We start from the raw sequence: 18328 nt of genomic DNA on the forward strand, positions 1-18328 counted from the left end.
TAGGACGCCGCCAAGCAAGGTAAAACCCAGCTCATTGAGCTGGGTTTTTTGTTTATTCTAGATCAGTAAAATCAAACAAATACAAACACCGACAGCTTATATAGCCCATATACTGATTCCAAGTTTCAAAAGGATCTAAATAGTGTATACAATATCAAGTTTCAGGGAAGGCTAATTGTACGGAGGTGGGGATGATGGACGAAACTGTTAAACCTAATTATACATGTGTGATATGTGATCAAGAGAAGAATAGGGGTATTCATCTTTATACGAAATTCATATGCTTAGATTGTGAGAGAAAAGTAATTTCTACATCAACTGCCGATCCTGACTATGCCTATTACGTGAAAAAACTAAAGAGCATTCATACACCGCCATTATATTCTTAGACCTGAAAAGGTCTTTTTTTGTATTCTTTCATCGTGAAGGGGTTAACAAAAAGAAGATGAAACTTGTTTAGGGACTGAACGTAGTAGATAATAATATTAAAACTGAGTATATACACAGGAGTCGATTATCTCATGCAGAGGTTTCTTCACTTTTTGATATGGAGTTTAACAAGCAGTGCGACTTTTGTCTTTATAGGGATATTGAGCTTTTTCGGTTTGAACCAGTCGCTTTTTTTATCTTTTGTTTATGGGCTTGCTTCTGGGATAGTCGTATATACAGCTGGCATCTGGAATGCGAGACGGTTATTTCTTAAAAGGCATGGACTGACAGGCAGAGAATATGCCTACATTAAGAAAAATCTCGAGGAATCAAGGCGGAAAATCATACGCCTTCGGAAAGCGTTATTTCAGGCAAAAAGCATTCAAATGTTTAAACAAAATGCTGAAATGCTGAGACTTGTCAGAAGGATTTATGTTCTCACAAAAAAAGAGCCGAAACGGTTTTACCAGGCTGAGCGCTTTTTTTATCAAACCCTTGATTCGGTTGTTGAACTGACAGAGAAGTATGCCTTTCTATCATCTCACCCGAAAAAAAGCAAAGAACTGTCGATGTCGTTGAGTGAGGCGCGTATCACACTTGCTGAATTGACCAAGCGTTTAGAGGAGGATTTAACTCAATTAATGGGTGATGAAATTGTTGATCTTCAATTTGAATTAGATGCAGCAAAGCATTCATTAAAGAAATAATGGAAGAGGGTAAGAGCGATGAGCAGAGATCAAAGCGGCCTTCATATAGATGAATTATTGGCGGACCCTTTCGGTGATATAGAGATATCCGAGGCGGAGGCCGTAAAAGCAAGACAGCAGCAAGTACGCCTTGTTGATGTCCTTCCTAAAGAAAACAAAGAAAAGGCAATTCAGCTCGCTGGACAGATCGACCATAAAAATATGCAGAGCATTGTTTTATACGGTTCACAGGCTCAATCAAAATTGCTGGATTTTTCTCATACCATGATTGATCATGTTCAAAAGAAGGATGTCGGAGAGATTGGTGAAATACTTGGAGAGCTGATGAAAAAGCTGGAGCAAGTAAATCCTGAGGATCTCCAGTCCAAGAAAAAGGGTTTTTTGGCACGCATGTTTGGAAGAGTATCGAATTCTCTTCAGGAGGTTCTGTCTAAATATCAAAAGACCAGCGTGCAGATAGACAGAATCAGCTTGAAGCTGGAGCATTCTAAAAATGCTTTAATCAGTGACAATAAACTGTTAGAGCAGCTATATGAAAAAAACAAAGAGTATTTCGCAGCGCTGAATGTTTATATTGCCGCAGGGGAACTGAAGCTTGAGGAATTAGAAACAAAAACGATTCCTGAACTGAAGCAACAGGCCGAATCAAGTGAGCACAACCAAATGGCCGTTCAAGAAGTAAATGATCTGCTTCAGTTTGCTGACCGGTTAGATAAACGGGTGCATGATTTGCTGCTGAGCAGGCAAATTACAATCCAAAGCGCTCCGCAAATCAGATTGATTCAGAATACAAACCAGACGTTAGCTGAAAAAATCCAGTCCTCCATTGTGACTGCGATTCCGCTTTGGAAAAACCAAGTAGCGATTGCGCTGACACTTTTAAGGCAGCGCAATGCAGTGGACGCCCAACAAAAAGTAACTGATACAACAAACGAGCTTTTGTTGAAGAATGCGGAGCTTTTGAAAACCAATACAATTGAAACCGTGCGGGCAAATGAACGAGGTCTTGTTGATATCGATACGTTAAAGAAGGTACAGGAAAGCTTAATCAGTACGCTGGAAGAAACATTGACCATACAAGAAGAGGGTCGAATGAAACGCCGCCAGGCAGAAGAAGAGCTCGTGATGATGGAAGGCGATCTGAAACAAAAGCTGCTTACCATAAAGGAAAGGTAGTTACCAGGAAGTCTAGCTTTAAGTTCTGACGGAGGCACGATATAATAAAGTGTAAGAAGACACATTCAAAGGATTGTTTTCATGAACACACCTTTATATAAAGCATTGATTCAACATGCAAGAAGAAATTCTCATTCATTTCATGTTCCGGGACATCACAATGGAGATGTCTTTTTTGATGACGCTAAGTCAATATTCGATCCGCTTCTCACCATTGATGTAACTGAACTGTCAGGACTGGACGATCTCCATCATCCTTCTGGGGTGATTAAGGAAGCTCAAGAGCTTGTCAGTCAATTATATGGATCGGCGGAAAGTTTTTTTCTGGTGAATGGAACGACTGTCGGAAACTTAGCAATGATTTTATCTGTTTGTGAACCGGGTGGTCCAATTTTGGTTCAAAGAAACTGTCATAAATCTGTATTTCATGCTGTTGATTTGGCTGGCGCAGAGCCGGTTTATCTCGCACCTGACATTGATAAAGCGATGCATGTGCCTACGCACGTCCCGCTTGATACCATTAAAGAAGCTTTGGCGGCATATCCACATGCAAAAGGCTTGGTGCTGACCAATCCGACTTATTACGGGCATAGTGCTGATTTGACCGAAATCATTTCAGAGGCACATCATTACGGGATTCCTGTTTTGGTGGATGAAGCACATGGTGCACATTTTGTTTTGGAAGAGCCTTTTCCAGTCTCAGCTTTAAAAATGGGTGCAGATATTGTTGTGCAGTCGGCCCACAAAACGCTGCCTGCCATGACGATGGGTTCATATTTGCACATTGGCAAAGGCTGCAGAGTTAACCGGGATCGGGTTGCAGATTATCTAAAACGATTACAAAGCAGCAGCCCGTCCTATCCGATTATGGCTTCGTTAGACATTGCTCGTGCTTATGTGCAGCGTATTATAGAAGAACAGAAGCTTCCTGACATTATGCAGCGAATACAATCACTTAAACAAACGTTTGATTCACTTACAAATGCAGAAGCTGTCAAACCGGCCGACCCACGGATGACAACGGATCCGCTGAAGCTCACCATTCGTTCAAAACGCGGCCATTCTGGGTACACGCTGCAAAACATATTAGAGCGCGCCAATATATTCACTGAGCTTGCTGATGAAAATCAAGTACTGCTCGTTCTTCCATTGGGAGGAGCACGCAGAATAAACGCTGAAACCATGAAAAGCATTGATGAAGAGATTGAAAAAACGCCTCCCGATCAGATGTTTGTTTCTGCAGAATGGGGAGCGCAGCCTGTTACTGTATTGCCTTATCAAAAAAAGGTCTTACATACATTCAAGAAAGAGTATGTAGACTTTAATGAAGCAGCGGGCCGGCTGAACGCAGAGGATATCATTCCTTATCCTCCGGGTATCCCGATGGTTATGGCGGGAGAAAGAATAACGAAGGAAAGTGTGGAAAAGCTCAGCCGCTTGATCAGCATGAAAACGCATGTTCAAGGGAATATGAAAATTAAAGAGAAACAACTACTTGTTTATATAGAAGAGGAGAAATCATGAACGGTTTATTTATTACATTCGAAGGTCCTGAAGGTGCAGGAAAAACGACTGTTCTGCAGGAAATCAAAAACATACTGACAGCAGAAGGCCTTCAGGTTACGGCAACCCGAGAGCCAGGCGGCATCGATATTGCGGAACAAATTCGAGAGGTCATTCTGAATGAGAAGAATACATTAATGGACCCAAAAACAGAAGCTCTCTTATATGCGGCTGCACGGCGCCAGCATTTAATTGAAAAAGTAAAACCAGCCTTAGAGCAGGGGCATGTGGTTCTTTGCGATAGGTTCATAGACAGTTCGCTCGCCTACCAAGGGTATGCAAGAGGACTTGGAATTGATGAGGTTCTGTCAATTAATGAATTTGCCATCGGAGATATGATGCCCCATGTAACGGTTTATTTTTCAATTGATCCGAAAGAAGGGCTGAAACGGATTCATGCAAACGGCTCACGGGAGAAAAACCGGCTTGATTTAGAAAAATTAAGCTTCCATTCAAAGGTGCAGGAAGGTTATCAAGAGCTGATGAAGCGATTCCCGAAAAGATTTCATCCAATTGATGCCAGCCAATCCAAAGACCTCGTCGTTCAGGACGTTCTAAAGGTTATCAATGAAGCGTTAAAAAAAATTCAATTGTGACCTGTTTCCCAATAGTTGATATAATAATGTAAATGAGATCATTGTTGTTTCCAATCTAAAGGAGGCCTTCACAGATGAAATTAATAGTGGCAGTTGTACAAGATCAGGACAGCAACCGACTTTTGAAAACTTTAACAGATCACAATTTTAGAGTCACAAAGCTTGCGACGACGGGAGGATTTCTTAAATCAGGCAATACAACGTTTATAATTGGTGTCGAGGATATACGCGTCAATAAAGCACTTAGTCTCATCAAAGAAAACGGACAGAAGCGTGATCAGATGATTGCCCCTGTATCTCCAATGGGCGGAAATGCTGATTCATATGTCCCTTATCCAGTCGAAGTTGAAGTTGGCGGAGCGACAGTATTTGTCCTTCCAGTCGATGAATTTCATCAATTTTAAGGATTTGAAACTGTGAAAATTAATAAAGATATACGTACATTTATAGATAATAAGCAGCTTCCTTCTGTGAAAACATCTGAGATCACAGCTTCGTTTAAAACATCAATGGAAAACCAAAGCAGCAAATTGAAATTTGATCAGCTCACCAGACTGCTATCAGATATAGAGGCGTTTGGAAAAAGACTGACGAAGTCCCGGAATTTTAAAGATCTAGCGAGATTTAAAGGACTTGTGAAGCGTTTTGTCAAAGAAGCTGTAGACAGCGGTCTTTCACATGAAACATCGCAAAGCTTTGACCTGTATGGCAACAGCCGAACACTTGGTCTTGTGAAAGAAATAGATGACAAATTGCTGCAGCTTACGGAAGAGATGATGGATCAGGAAAAACCGGCAATTGATTTGCTGGAGCGTATTGGCGAAATAAAAGGTTTATTGATTAACCTTTACACATAGAGAGTGATACAATGGCAATATCCTGGAAGGAAATGACTGAGCTTCAGCCCAGAGTGATGAAGCTTTTATATAATAGTATTGAGAAAGACAGACTATCACACGCTTATTTGTTTGAGGGGAAAAAAGGAACAGGCAAGCTTGATGCCGCACTGCTTCTTGCGAAAAGCTTTTTTTGTCTGGAGGACGGCACGGAGCCTTGTGAGAGCTGCCGAAACTGTAAGCGGATAGAATCAGGGAACCATCCTGATCTCCATCTTGTCCAGCCTGACGGTTTATCGATCAAAAAGGCGCAAATACAGGCGCTTCAAGAGGAGTTTTCTAAGACAGGGCTTGAATCGCATAAAAAGCTTTATATTATTTCGCACGCAGATCAAATGACAGCAAATGCAGCGAACAGCCTGCTGAAATTTTTAGAAGAACCGAATAAGGACACAATGGCTATCCTCATCACTGAGCAGCCCCAAAGGTTATTGGACACCATCATTTCAAGGTGCCAAACCCTTCCTTTTCAACCTTTGCAGCCGAAAGCAATTGAAGACAGACTGATCGAACAGGATGTTTCGCCTCATATGGCAAGGCTTCTGGCGAACATGACCAACAATGTAGCAGAAGCAGTCGAATTAAGTCGAAATGATGAGTTTGCAGAGTCTAGAGCGAAAGTGATAAAATTGTATGAAGTCCTACACCAGCGGAAAGGACATGCTTTTTTCTTTATTCAAGATCAATGGATGCCCTTTTTCAAAGAAAAAACCCATCAAGAAATGGGTCTTGATATGCTCTTATTGATATATCGCGATGTGTTGTCCATCCAAATAGGAAATGAAGATAAATTGATTTATCAAGACTTATTCCAATCAATAAAACAGCATGCGCTACAATCAACACAACAAAGCGTTACGAATCAGATACTTGCTGTTTTAGAAGCAAAGAAACGGCTTCATTCCAATGTGAATGTACAAGGATTAATGGAGCACTTGGTGTTAATGTTGCAGGAGGGATAAGCTTGTACAATGTAATTGGTGTCCGCTTTAAGAAAGCGGGTAAAATATATTATTTTGATCCGAATGGATTTCATATAGAACATGACAGCTGTGTAATCGTGGAAACTGTCAGAGGCGTGGAGTACGGCCAGGTTGTGATTGCAAATAAACAGGTGGATGAGCATGATGTGGTGCTGCCCCTTAGAAAAGTGATACGCGTGGCTGACGAGCGCGATCTTCTCATCGTAGAAGAAAACAAACAGGAAGCTTTATCAGCATTTTCCATCTGCCAAAAGAAAGTGGCTGAACATGGCTTAGATATGAAGCTGGTCGATGTTGAATTTACGTTTGACCGCAATAAAGTCATTTTTTACTTCACTGCTGACGGCCGAGTAGACTTTAGAGAGCTTGTGAAGGATTTGGCTTCTATCTTTAAAACAAGAATTGAGCTGCGCCAAATCGGAGTGAGGGATGAAGCGAAGATGCTCGGAGGAATCGGCCCGTGCGGAAGAATGCTTTGCTGTTCAACGTTCCTTGGAGATTTTGAACCCGTTTCCATTAAAATGGCCAAGGATCAGAACTTGTCTTTAAATCCTACGAAGATTTCAGGTCTTTGCGGACGTTTGATGTGCTGTCTAAAATATGAGAACGATGAATATGAGACGGCAAAAGAACAGCTCCCGGATATAGGAGAAATGATTACGACAGCAAACGGCCCTGCAAAGGTCGTCGGACTTAATATTCTGGAACGGGTGCTTCAGGTGGAACTGATAAACCGTGAAAAAGTGATAGAATATACTTGGGAAGAGCTCTTGGAAGAGGGCGTCGTATCCGCACAAACCACAGATTAACGAGGTGTGGAACCTTGGATAAAAAAGAGTTATTTGATACAGTCATTAACTTAGAAGAACAAATTGGCTCACTGTACCGGCAGCTGGGGGATTTGAAGCAGCATATCGGTGAGATGATTGAGGAAAATCATCATTTACAGCTTGAAAATAAGCATTTGCGAAAACGGCTGGACGATACGACGCAGCAGATAGAAAAGTTCAAAGCTGATAAAAAAGAATCAAAAACGCAGAAGACAGAACAAACTGATATAGGGGAAGGGTATGATAATCTGGCACGTCTGTATCAAGAAGGATTTCATATTTGCAATGTCCACTATGGAAGCGTTCGAAAAGAAGATTGTCTGTTCTGTCTGTCGTTCTTAAATAAAAAATAAGGAAAAGGCTTCCGCATAAGACGGAAGCCTTTTTCAAAGGTACTGAAAGGATAAGAAAATGGTTTCATTACGTGATGATGAAAGATTAGATTATTTGCTGGCAGAGGATATGAAAATCATACAAAGTCCAACAGTTTTTGCTTTTTCATTGGACGCTGTGCTTCTGTCCAAATTTGCCTACGTTCCGATTCAAAAAGGAAACATCGTTGATTTGTGCACAGGCAATGGCATTGTGCCGCTGCTGCTCAGTACAAGATCAAAAGCAGACATTCTTGGAGTTGAAATTCAAGAACGGCTGAAGGATATGGCTGTTCGCAGTGTCGAGTATAATAAGCTGCAGGATCAGATTCAGATCATACACGATGATTTGAAAAACATGCCGGAGAAGCTGGGACATAATCGATATGATGTTGTCACCTGCAATCCTCCGTATTTTAAAACGCCGAAACAAACTGAACAAAACATGAATGAGCACCTCAGGATTGCAAGACATGAAATTCACTGCACACTGGAGGATGTCATTTCAGTCAGCAGCAAGCTGCTTAAGCAAGGAGGAAAAGCAGCCCTTGTTCACCGGCCGGGCCGGCTTTTGGAGATTTTTGAATTGATGAAGGCTTATCAAATCGAACCGAAGCGTGTGCAATTTGTCTATCCGAAGCAAGGGAAAGAAGCTAATACCATTTTGGTTGAAGGGATTAAAGGCGGCCGGCCGGATTTAAAAATCCTTCCTCCTCTGTTCGTTTATGACGAACAAAATGAATATACGAAAGAAATCAGGACCATTTTATATGGAGACAAATAACCATTTCTTCTACGTCGTGAAATGTAAGGATAATAGCTGGTATGCCGGGTATACCAACGATTTGCAGAAACGGGTAAAAACACACAATGATGGAAAGGGCGCAAAGTATACAAAAGTAAGACGTCCGGTTGAATTGATTTTTGCCGAAGCCTTCACAACGAAACGGGAAGCCATGCAGGCGGAATATTATTTCAAAAAACTGACTCGAAAGAAAAAAGAGCTTTATATAGAAGAAAAGCGGAACAGCGAGGAGGCTGTATATGTTAAGGCGCCAAATGAGTTTTAATGGAAAGTCGGACATGGGGACTCTTTATTTGGTCCCAACCCCAATCGGAAATTTAGAGGATATGACATTTCGGGCGATTGATACGCTGAAATCAGTGGATGCGATCGCTGCGGAAGATACGAGACAAACGAAAAAGCTTTGTCATGTATACGAAATTGAAACACCACTCGTTAGCTATCACGAACATAATAAAGAAAGCAGCGGTCACAAAATCATTGAATGGCTGAAATCGGGAAAAAACATTGCTCTTGTCAGTGATGCCGGGCTGCCGACGATATCTGATCCGGGTGCGGAAATCGTGAAGGATTTTACGGAAATTGGCGGTTATGTTGTTCCGCTGCCAGGAGCAAATGCCGCATTAACAGCCTTAATCGCTTCAGGGATTGTACCTCAGCCTTTCTTCTTTTACGGTTTTCTCAACAGGCAGAAGAAAGAAAAGAAAAAGGAGCTTGAAAGTCTTAAAAAAAGGCGGGAAACGATCATCTTTTATGAAGCGCCTCACAGATTGAAGGAAACCTTGTCGGCGATGGCGGAGATATTAGGAGATCGGGAAATCGCGGTAACGCGCGAACTGACTAAGAAATATGAAGAGTTCATCAGAGGCACGATACCCGAGGTCATTGAATGGGCAAATGAGGATCAGATACGCGGTGAGTTTTGCCTCGTCGTAGAAGGAAGTAAACATGAAGACTCAGATGAAGAGACACAATGGTGGGAAGCCCTCACGGCGAAAGAACATGTCGAGCATTACATCTCGAAAGGCGCTACATCTAAGGAAGCTATTAAAAAAGCAGCGGTTGATCGCAATGTTCCAAAGCGTGAAGTATACGATGCCTACCATATTCAGCAATAAAAAAAACGTTCTTGTGTCATAACAAGAACGTTTTTTGTACAGGAAATGATTATTTAAGGTTTTGAAGCTGGTTTTGGATTTCGCTGATGATTTGCTCAGCGCCTTCTTTACTAAGAACCAATTTACCGCCTGCAAGTTTAAGGTTATCATCAGAAACTTCACCAGTTACTTGGCAAGTCATGTTTGGTTTATATTTTTTAAGGATGATTTTTTCATCATCAACATAAATTTCAAGAGCGTCTTTTTCTGCGATTCCAAGAGTACGACGCAGTTCGATAGGAATAACTACACGTCCTAATTCATCAACTTTACGTACAATACCAGTAGATTTCATAAATATTCTCCTCCCGAGAGATAATTATTTGTTTACATTATATTTTTCTTCGTCATTATTCGACAAAATCCTTACCTTCATAGCATAACAAGGTTTCCAATAATCGTCAATCCTTTTGTTTACTATTGATTGTAAGAATTAGTTCTAATAGTCAGTAATGCCTCGAAAATTACCGGAATAACAGCATTTTATAAATTTTTAATATAGCTATTATCCTACTAAATTTCCTTTTAAATCAAGACTTTCGAACCAAGGTTTTTTATTTCATTTGATTATATACGACAAAATTCGACACGAACAGACTTTTTTTATTTTCATTAAAGATTTTTAATTTTAATTATTCTTTTTCAGGGCATACGTATATATTCTTGATCTTAAAGGCTAAGATGGTATCATAGATAAAGGAGAATTCTAAATAATAGTCATATATGATTTTGCACTTATCGCCGCTCTCGTCCTTTGGGCGGGAGCTTTTTGACATTCTGATTAGGAGGTTTCAAGATGCCGCAAGAAAACAATACATTTTATATTACAACACCGATTTATTATCCGAGCGGAAAATTACATATTGGCCATGCATATACCACAGTCGCGGGAGATGCAATGGCGCGCTACAAACGATTAAAAGGGTTTGATGTTCGCTATTTAACGGGAACGGACGAGCATGGACAAAAGATCCAGCAAAAAGCTGAGCATGAAAACATTACACCTCAGGAGTACGTGGATCGTGCAGCGGCAGATATTCAGAAACTGTGGAAGCAGCTTGAAATCTCAAACGACGATTTTATCCGCACGACAGAAAAACGACATAAAGTTGTCATTGAAAAAGTGTTTCAAAAGCTTCTTGATAACGGGGACATCTATCTTGATGAATATGAAGGCTGGTACAGTATTCCGGATGAAACGTTCTACACGGAAACGCAGCTGGTTGATATCGAGCGGAATGAAAAGGGTGAGGTTATCGGCGGAAAAAGCCCTGACAGCGGACACCCAGTTGAATTGATTAAAGAGGAATCTTACTTCTTCCGTATGGGGAAATACGCTGACCGTCTTCTGAAATACTATGAAGAAAACCCGACATTCATTCAGCCGGAATCACGCAAAAACGAAATGATTAACAACTTTATCAAGCCTGGGCTTGAGGATTTGGCTGTATCACGGACCACGTTTGACTGGGGCGTGAAGGTGCCGGAAAATCCAAAGCATGTTGTATATGTTTGGATCGACGCACTATTTAACTATTTAACAGCACTCGGTTATGATACAGAAAATGATGAGCTTTATCAAAAATATTGGCCTGCTGATGTTCATTTAGTCGGTAAAGAGATTGTGCGATTCCATACGATTTATTGGCCAATTATGCTGATGGCTCTGGATCTGCCTCTGCCGAAGCAAGTATTCGCTCATGGATGGCTTTTGATGAAAGACGGAAAAATGTCGAAATCAAAAGGGAACGTTGTAGATCCGGTTACATTAATTGAGCGCTATGGTTTAGACGAACTTCGTTATTACCTGCTTCGCGAAGTGCCATTCGGATCTGACGGTGTATTCACGCCGGAAGGTTTTGTTGAACGGATTAACTATGATTTAGCGAATGATTTAGGAAACCTATTGAATCGTACGGTTGCGATGATCAATAAGTATTTTGACGGACAAATCGGTTCTTACAAAGGCGCCGTAACGGAATTTGACCAGGCGCTCACTTCAGTTGCTGAAGAAACAGTGAAGGCCTACGAGAAAGCAATGGAACACATGGAGTTCTCAGTGGCTCTTTCAACACTATGGCAGCTCATCAGCCGTACCAATAAATACATTGATGAGACAGCTCCATGGGTGCTTGCGAAGGATCCGGCAAAAGAAGAAGAACTGCAATCCGTTATGTATCACCTGGCGGAATCATTGCGTATTTCAGCCGTGTTGCTTCAGCCGTTCTTAACAAAGACACCAGAAAAAATGTTTGAGCAGCTGGGCATTACTAATGAAGCGTTAAAAGCATGGGACAGCATTACAGCTTTCGGTCAGCTGAAAGATACAAAAGTACAAAAAGGCGAGCCGTTATTCCCTCGCTTGGAGGCAGAAGAAGAAATTGCTTATATCAAAGGGAAGATGCAGGGCTCAGCGCCAGTGAAAGAAGAAACAAAAGAAGAAGAACCGCAAGAGGTTGATCGTTTACCTGAAATTACGATTGATCAATTCATGGATGTAGAACTTCGCGTCGCAGAGGTCATCAAAGCAGAGCCAGTGAAAAAAGCAGACCGTTTATTGAAGCTGCAGCTGGATCTTGGTTTTGAAAAACGCCAAGTTGTATCAGGCATTGCGAAGCATTATACACCTGAAGAGCTTGTTGGAAAAAAACTCGTATGTGTAACAAATCTAAAACCGGTTAAGCTGAGGGGCGAGCTTTCTCAAGGTATGATCCTTGCAGGCGAAGCAGACGGCGTACTAAAAGTCGTGTCTATCGATCAGTCGTTACCGAAAGGCACAAGAATTAAATAATGACAAACAAAAGGTGTTTCACGTGTAACAATTCGTCGAACACCTTTTGTGTTTCGACAAGAAAGGAGTTTTTTACTGATGTTGTTTGATACACACGCACATTTAAATGCAGAACAATATGATACAGATCTTGAAGAGGTGATAGAACGTGCAAAAGCTGAAAAAGTAGAACGGATTGTTGTAGTTGGCTTTGACCGTCCGACCATTACCCGTGCGATGGAAATGATTGAGGAATATGATTTTATTTATGCAGCCATCGGCTGGCACCCTGTTGACGCGATTGATATGACAGATGAAGATTTAGCCTGGATTAAAGAGCTTTCTGCTCATGAAAAAGTGGTAGCGATAGGGGAAATGGGACTGGATTATCATTGGGATAAATCACCTAAAGATGTTCAAAAAGAGGTGTTCAGAAAACAAATCGCCTTAGCAAAAGAGGTCAATCTGCCCATTATCATTCATAACCGTGACGCAACGGAGGATGTTGTGACGATTTTGAAAGAGGAAGGCGCGGAAGCTGTGGGCGGCATCATGCACTGCTTTACAGGAAGCGCCGAAGTCGCAAGAGAATGCATGAAAATGAATTTTTATTTATCATTTGGGGGACCGGTGACATTCAAAAATGCGAAGAAGCCAAAGGAAGTTGTAAAGGAAATACCGAATGACCGTTTGCTGATTGAAACGGACTGCCCGTTTCTCACACCTCACCCTTTCCGCGGCAAAAGAAATGAACCAAGCTATGTGAAATATGTGGCGGAGCAAATCGCCGAATTAAAAGAAATGACCTTTGAAGAGATTGCGTCAATCACGACTGAAAATGCCAAAAGACTTTTCCGTATAAACTGACAAAAAACGCTAGCGGGTTTTGTAAGAGCTTGTCTCTTACAGCGTTTTTCTATAAAAGTTCTACATGCTTTCTTCTCCTCATAGGATAGGTTTGTCGACAAGTCTCTCTTCCGTTTCTCGGTGTATTTCAGGATAATGAAGAAGACACTGAGCTTTTGGGAGAAAGAGAAGGGAGGGTTGACAGCCTTTTAGATACTCTATATAATCTCTCCGAGGAGAAGGAGGCGTTTTTCATCATACAAAAAATGAAAAAGCTGTTTTCCGTAAAGCTTAGCAAAAGCAAAGTCATTCTGGTTGCTGCTTGTTTGCTTTTGGCAGGAAGCGGGACTGCGTACGCGGCTCATGAGCTGACGAAACAATCAGTCTCAGTTTCTATCAATGGCGAAAAGAAACATATACGCACACACGCAAAAACAGTCGGTGATCTTTTGGAGACGCTTGATATAGAGACAAGAGACGAAGATAAGGTCACACCTGCTAAACAGACAGAGATAACAGCAGATATGGACGTTGTGTATAAGGCTGCAAAACCTGTGAAGCTTACAATAAACGGGGAAGAAAAGACATTATGGTCAACAGCAAAAACGGTCGGTGCATTACTGGACGAACAAGATGTTGATGTGAAAGAACACGATCAAATTGATCCCGCAATAGATACAGATATTTCGAAAGACATGAAGATTAACATCGAACCCGCATTCCGGGTGACTGTGAATGATGGAGGAAAACCGAAGAAGATCTGGACGACTTCGACTACGGTCGCTGACTTTTTAAAACAGCAAAAGATGAACATAAAAGACGAAGATAAAATCAAGCCTGCGTTAGATGCAAAGCTGACGAAAGGAAAGGCTGATATTACAATTACTCGTATCGAAAAGGTCACCGATGTAGTTGAAGAGAAAATCGCGTTCGATGTGAAAAAACAAGAAGACGCTTCTCTTGAAAAAGGGGAAGAAAAGGTCGTCCAAAAAGGAAAAGAAGGCAAGCTTAAAAAACATTTCGAGGTCATTAAAGAAAACGGCAAAGAAGTGTCCAGAGAGCTTGTAAAAGAAGAAACCGCTGAACAAAGCAAAGATAAGGTGATTGCTGTCGGCACAAAGCAATCAAGTCCAAATATCGAAAAGGTCAGTGCTTCCGGTGATTCAAAAACAGTTGTGTCCCGTAGCAATGAATCAACAGGCAAAGCCATGACTGTAGCATCCACAGCTTATACAGCAAGCTGCAGCGGATGTTCAGGACATACAGCCACAGGCGTTAATTTGAAAAATAATCCGAATGCGAAAGTTATCGCTGTAGATCCAAATGTCATTCCGCTAGGTTCCAAGGTCCACGTTGAAGGCTATGGATATGCGATTGCGGCAGATACTGGTTCAGCGATTAAAGGGAACAAAATAGACGTCTTTTTCCCGGAGAAATCATCGGCGTACCGATGGGGAAATAAAACAGTCAAAATTAAAATCTTAAATTAATATATACTTATGTATTCAGAGGGTTTTGCGCCCTCTGTTTTTTTCGTTATAATAGACAAAGTGTATTTTCTGCTTATTAGACGCTCGACATAAGAAAAAGTTTCATAAATATACAAAAGTTTTTATTTTGTCTTGGAGGAAATAATGAAAATTAAAGAGATCATTGTGGTCGAGGGGCGTGACGATACGGCCCGCATCAAATTGGCTGTAGATGCAGACACGATTGAAACAAATGGTTCCGCTATTGATGATCGTGTGATTGACCAAATTCGTTTGGCTCAGAAGACCAGAGGCGTCATTATTTTAACTGATCCGGACTTCCCGGGAGAGAAGATCCGCAAAATCATTTCAGAGGCTGTACCAGGCTGTAAGCATGCATTTTTGCCAAAGCATCTTGCCAAACCTAAAAACAAGCGGGGAATTGGTGTGGAGCACGCATCGATTGAAAGCATTAGGGCATGTTTAGAAAACGTGCACGAAGAGATGGAAGCGCAGCCTAGTAACATTTCGGCTGAGGATCTGATTCAAGCCGGACTGATTGGCGGATCTGCGGCCAAACGCCGCCGCGAACGGCTGGGTGATCTATTGAAAATCGGCTATACAAATGGAAAACAGCTTCAAAAACGGCTGCAAATGTTTCAGATAAAAAAAGGTGATTTTATGAGTGCGCTTGATACCGTTATGCGGGAGGAACAGAATGAATAAAGATATTGCGACACCAATTAGAACGAAAGAGATACTGAAGAAATACGGTTTTTCTTTTAAAAAGAGCTTAGGACAGAATTTCTTAATTGATACGAACATCTTAGACAGAATTGTCGATCACGCGGAAGTGACCGAGAAAACAGGTGTCATTGAAATCGGCCCGGGAATCGGGGCTTTGACCGAGCAGCTTGCCAAGCGGGCGAAAAAGGTCGTGGCCTTTGAGATCGACCAGCGATTATTACCGATCCTGAAGGATACGCTGTCTCCTTATGACAATGTCACTGTCATTCATCAGGATGTATTAAAGGCTGATGTCAAATCCGTTATTGAAGAACAATTTCAAGACTGTGAGGAGATCATGGTTGTGGCCAACCTTCCTTACTACGTGACAACACCGATTATCATGAAATTGCTTGAAGAGCATCTTCCGCTGAAAGGGATTGTGGTCATGCTGCAAAAAGAAGTGGCAGAGCGCATGGCGGCAGACCCTTCATCTAAGGAATACGGTTCACTTTCAATCGCGGTGCAATTTTATACAGAAGCCAAAACGGTAATGATCGTTCCGAAAACCGTGTTTGTTCCTCAGCCTAATGTAGATTCCGCAGTCATTCGTCTGATTCTTCGCGATGGTCCGGCAGTCGATGTGGAAAACGAAGCCTTTTTCTTTCAGTTAATCAAGGCAAGCTTTGCTCAGCGCCGTAAAACGCTGCTCAATAACTTAGTTAACAATCTCCCTGAAGGAAAAGCACAAAAATCAAAGATTGAGCAAGTGCTCGAAGAAACAAATATTGATGGCAAGCGCCGAGGTGAATCCCTGTCTATTGAGGAGTTTGCAGCGCTGTCTAATGGATTGTATAAAGCCCTTTTCTAAAAGGGCCTTCAGCCGTATCGACAAACCCTCGCATTCGTTGTCAAGGCTGCGCTTCAGTGCTCACGAATTATAACATTCGCTGCGCTCCGATGCTCGCCTTTCCTAGACTTCAAGGGTTTTCAATCACGCTGAAAGGACGAAAAAACGCTAAGCCGCAACCACTTTAGCGTTTTTTCAACAATAGGAAAGCCCTTTTCTAAAAGGGCTTTTTGTTTTGCGCACCACATAGACTGCCGCTACATAGGCTAGAGAAGGACCTTTCATTCAATGAGAAGAAAACTTGGACTCAGCGAAAAAAGGCGCTTTCTCAAGGCTCTTTCTCTTTCATGATGAGGCTTAGTCTATGTGTGGAGTGAGGAACGTGCAATTTCAAATAGGGGATATGGTAGTCAGAAAATCCTATCAAATGGATATTTTGTTTCGCATTATAGGAATAGAGCAAACAAGCAAAGGTAATTCAATTGCCATTTTACATGGTGATGAAGTCAGGCTGATTGCTGATTCTGATTTTTCTGATCTGGTAGCAGTGAAAAAAGATGAGCAGATGATGCGGAAAAAGAAAGAGGAGAGCAGAATGAACGAATCGCTCGAATTACTCCGCCAGGATTATAAGCTGCTCAGAGAAAAGCAGGAGTACTATGCGACGAGCCAATATCAGCATCAGGAGCATTATTTTCATATGCCGGGCAAGGTGCTTCATCTGGACGGCGATGAAGCGTATCTGAAAAAATGCCTGAATGTCTATAAAAAAATTGGAGTGCCGGTCTACGGCATTCATTGTCATGAAAAGAAAATGTCTGTTTCTATTGAAGAATTGCTCGACAAATATCGACCTGACATTCTGGTGATAACAGGGCATGATGCGTACTCAAAGCAAAAGGGCGGCATTGATGATTTGAACGCATACAGACATTCAAAGCACTTTGTTGAAACGGTTCAAAACGCCCGAAAAAAGATCCCTCACTTAGATCAGCTTGTTATTTTTGCAGGGGCCTGCCAATCCCATTTTGAATCACTCATAAAAGCGGGAGCGAATTTCGCGAGTTCACCATCAAGGGTCAACATACATGCGCTTGATCCGGTTTATATCGTCGCGAAAATCAGTTTTACGCCGTTTATGGACCGAATTAATGTATGGGAAGTGCTTCGGAATACGCTGACAAGGGAGAAAGGGCTTGGAGGTATTGAAACAAGAGGAGTACTGAGAATTGGAATGCCTTATAAGTCCAATTAACAGATGAAAACCTGCATAGGAGGTCTATGCGGGTTTTTTATTTTGCATAATGATACATAATTTACCGAAATTTGCGGAAAATATTTGAGGAATCATAGAATTTTGTCAAAATAATTTTATTGACAATGTCTTATTAACGTTGATATAATTTAAATTTTATTTGACAAAATTGGGCTCATGTTGTACAATAAATGTAGTGAGGTGGATGCAATGGCGAAGACGTTGTCCGATATTAAAAGATCGCTTGATGGAAATTTAGGTAAAAGGCTGACGTTAAAAGCAAACGGTGGCCGCCGAAAAACGATTGAGCGTTCGGGCATTTTAGCTGAGACGTACCCTTCTGTTTTTGTGATACAACTAGATCAAGACGAGAACTCGTTTGAAAGAGTTTCATACAGTTACGCTGATATTTTAACTGAGACTGTTGAGCTGACATTTAATGATGACGCCGCAAGCTCAGTGGCATTTTAACGGGCAGTGAACCTTTTGTTTACTGCTTTTTGTTTTGCCTTTTTTTGTTTCCAGCAATTTTTACGTAAGTTTCTTCTGATTAAACAAAAGATAAAAACGGTCACATTTTATCGTGACGTGCACGAATGGCTATCACTTCTAAAAAAGGGGTTGTTTCGTTTGGGCAGACGTCGTGGAGTTATGTCAGAAGAATTTAAATATGAGCTGGCTAAAGACCTTGGATTTTATGACACAGTCAAAAATGGCGGCTGGGGCGAAATTCGGGCACGCGATGCCGGTAACATGGTAAAGCGCGCCATTGAAATCGCTGAACAGCAAATGGCTCAGAATCAGAATAACCGATAAAGATGTGACCCGGGGGACATGCCGTTCCCCGGTTTTTTGTGTTAGATATAAATACATAATGGGCTGCAATATGGATATGTTCA

General features: G+C 41.5%; 22 protein-coding genes and 1 rRNA gene (1 of these 23 running past the window's edge). 22 read left to right on the forward strand and 1 reads right to left on the reverse strand.

Annotation, left to right across the window (positions count from 1 at the left end):
• The 14 genes from rrf to rsmI all read left to right on the forward strand — a co-directional run.
• Positions 1-16 (forward strand): 5S ribosomal RNA (rrf, locus tag G4P54_RS00175); it begins 100 nt to the left of the window's first position.
• A gap of 178 nt (positions 17-194) precedes the next feature.
• A complete protein-coding gene (csfB, locus tag G4P54_RS00180; RefSeq protein WP_032681583.1) occupies positions 195-389 on the forward strand; it encodes an anti-sigma-G factor in 195 nt (64 codons plus the stop codon).
• Positions 390-521: 132 nt separating this feature from the next.
• Positions 522-1136, forward strand: coding sequence for a 5-bromo-4-chloroindolyl phosphate hydrolysis family protein (locus G4P54_RS00185; protein ID WP_024713045.1), 615 nt, complete (start codon positions 522-524; stop codon positions 1134-1136).
• 18 nt (positions 1137-1154) lie between these two features.
• Positions 1155-2312, forward strand: a complete 1158-nt coding sequence (locus tag G4P54_RS00190) for a toxic anion resistance protein (protein WP_167871464.1) — start codon at positions 1155-1157, stop codon at positions 2310-2312.
• An 81-nt stretch (positions 2313-2393) separates the two neighbouring features.
• The gene (locus tag G4P54_RS00195; RefSeq protein ID WP_167871465.1) at positions 2394-3836 is read left to right on the forward strand and encodes an aminotransferase class I/II-fold pyridoxal phosphate-dependent enzyme; all 1443 of its coding nucleotides are present in this window, start codon (positions 2394-2396) and stop codon (positions 3834-3836) included.
• Positions 3833-4471, forward strand: a complete 639-nt coding sequence (gene tmk, locus G4P54_RS00200; RefSeq protein WP_167871466.1) for a dTMP kinase — start codon at positions 3833-3835, stop codon at positions 4469-4471. The genes G4P54_RS00195 and tmk overlap by 4 nt, the downstream gene beginning before the upstream one ends.
• A gap of 74 nt (positions 4472-4545) precedes the next feature.
• Positions 4546-4875 (forward strand): cyclic di-AMP receptor DarA, encoded by a 330-nt coding sequence (gene darA / locus G4P54_RS00205; protein ID WP_024713049.1) that lies wholly within the window; start codon positions 4546-4548, stop codon positions 4873-4875.
• Positions 4876-4887: 12 nt separating this feature from the next.
• Positions 4888-5328 carry a YaaR family protein gene (locus tag G4P54_RS00210; RefSeq protein ID WP_024713050.1) on the forward strand — a complete coding sequence of 147 codons (441 nt, stop codon included), beginning with the start codon at positions 4888-4890 and terminating at the stop codon, positions 5326-5328.
• Positions 5329-5339: 11 nt separating this feature from the next.
• Positions 5340-6329: a DNA polymerase III subunit delta' gene (gene holB, locus G4P54_RS00215; protein ID WP_024713051.1), complete on the forward strand. Its 990-nt coding sequence runs from the start codon at positions 5340-5342 to the stop codon at positions 6327-6329.
• 2 nt (positions 6330-6331) lie between these two features.
• The gene (gene ricT, locus G4P54_RS00220; RefSeq protein ID WP_024713052.1) at positions 6332-7159 is read left to right on the forward strand and encodes a competence/sporulation regulator complex protein RicT; all 828 of its coding nucleotides are present in this window, start codon (positions 6332-6334) and stop codon (positions 7157-7159) included.
• A gap of 14 nt (positions 7160-7173) precedes the next feature.
• Positions 7174-7533: a DNA replication initiation control protein YabA gene (gene yabA, locus G4P54_RS00225; RefSeq protein WP_003218308.1), complete on the forward strand. Its 360-nt coding sequence runs from the start codon at positions 7174-7176 to the stop codon at positions 7531-7533.
• Between the two features lie 58 nt (positions 7534-7591).
• Entirely contained in the window at positions 7592-8335 is a 744-nt protein-coding gene (locus G4P54_RS00230) for a tRNA1(Val) (adenine(37)-N6)-methyltransferase (protein ID WP_024713053.1), read from the forward strand.
• A complete protein-coding gene (locus G4P54_RS00235) occupies positions 8322-8621 on the forward strand; it encodes a GIY-YIG nuclease family protein (protein WP_024713054.1) in 300 nt (99 codons plus the stop codon). The genes G4P54_RS00230 and G4P54_RS00235 overlap by 14 nt, the downstream gene beginning before the upstream one ends.
• On the forward strand, positions 8596-9474 hold the full coding sequence (gene rsmI / locus G4P54_RS00240) for a 16S rRNA (cytidine(1402)-2'-O)-methyltransferase (RefSeq protein ID WP_024713055.1): 879 nt from the start codon (positions 8596-8598) through the stop codon (positions 9472-9474). Before G4P54_RS00235 ends, rsmI begins: the two co-directional genes overlap by 26 nt.
• A gap of 49 nt (positions 9475-9523) precedes the next feature.
• On the opposite strand, the gene abrB is transcribed toward rsmI, so the two are convergent.
• Complete coding sequence (gene abrB, locus G4P54_RS00245) at positions 9524-9814, reverse strand: transition state genes transcriptional regulator AbrB (protein WP_003226760.1); 291 nt, start codon at positions 9812-9814, stop codon at positions 9524-9526.
• A 495-nt stretch (positions 9815-10309) separates the two neighbouring features.
• Between abrB and metG the strand changes: the two genes are divergently transcribed.
• The 8 genes from metG to G4P54_RS00285 all read left to right on the forward strand — a co-directional run bounded on the left by metG (position 10310) and on the right by G4P54_RS00285 (position 18245).
• Positions 10310-12304: a methionine--tRNA ligase gene (gene metG / locus G4P54_RS00250; protein ID WP_167871467.1), complete on the forward strand. Its 1995-nt coding sequence runs from the start codon at positions 10310-10312 to the stop codon at positions 12302-12304.
• A 78-nt stretch (positions 12305-12382) separates the two neighbouring features.
• Positions 12383-13150, forward strand: coding sequence for a TatD family hydrolase (locus G4P54_RS00255; RefSeq protein ID WP_024713057.1), 768 nt, complete (start codon positions 12383-12385; stop codon positions 13148-13150).
• Positions 13151-13305: 155 nt separating this feature from the next.
• Positions 13306-14619, forward strand: coding sequence for a ubiquitin-like domain-containing protein (locus G4P54_RS00260; protein WP_167871468.1), 1314 nt, complete (start codon positions 13306-13308; stop codon positions 14617-14619).
• Positions 14620-14763: 144 nt separating this feature from the next.
• Positions 14764-15324, forward strand: a complete 561-nt coding sequence (gene rnmV, locus G4P54_RS00265) for a ribonuclease M5 (RefSeq protein ID WP_167871469.1) — start codon at positions 14764-14766, stop codon at positions 15322-15324.
• Complete coding sequence (gene rsmA, locus G4P54_RS00270; protein WP_024713060.1) at positions 15317-16195, forward strand: 16S rRNA (adenine(1518)-N(6)/adenine(1519)-N(6))-dimethyltransferase RsmA; 879 nt, start codon at positions 15317-15319, stop codon at positions 16193-16195. The genes rnmV and rsmA overlap by 8 nt, the downstream gene beginning before the upstream one ends.
• 361 nt (positions 16196-16556) lie before the next feature.
• Positions 16557-17429: a sporulation-specific protease PrtG gene (gene prtG / locus G4P54_RS00275; RefSeq protein ID WP_167871470.1), complete on the forward strand. Its 873-nt coding sequence runs from the start codon at positions 16557-16559 to the stop codon at positions 17427-17429.
• A gap of 210 nt (positions 17430-17639) precedes the next feature.
• Positions 17640-17900 (forward strand): biofilm formation stimulator Veg, encoded by a 261-nt coding sequence (gene veg / locus G4P54_RS00280; protein WP_003218330.1) that lies wholly within the window; start codon positions 17640-17642, stop codon positions 17898-17900.
• A 159-nt stretch (positions 17901-18059) separates the two neighbouring features.
• Positions 18060-18245 (forward strand): small, acid-soluble spore protein, alpha/beta type, encoded by a 186-nt coding sequence (locus G4P54_RS00285; protein WP_024713062.1) that lies wholly within the window; start codon positions 18060-18062, stop codon positions 18243-18245.
• Positions 18246-18328 lie beyond the last annotated feature (83 nt).

It is taken from the genome of Bacillus tequilensis (genome assembly GCF_012225885.1).
Lineage (GTDB): Bacteria > Bacillota > Bacilli > Bacillales > Bacillaceae > Bacillus > Bacillus tequilensis.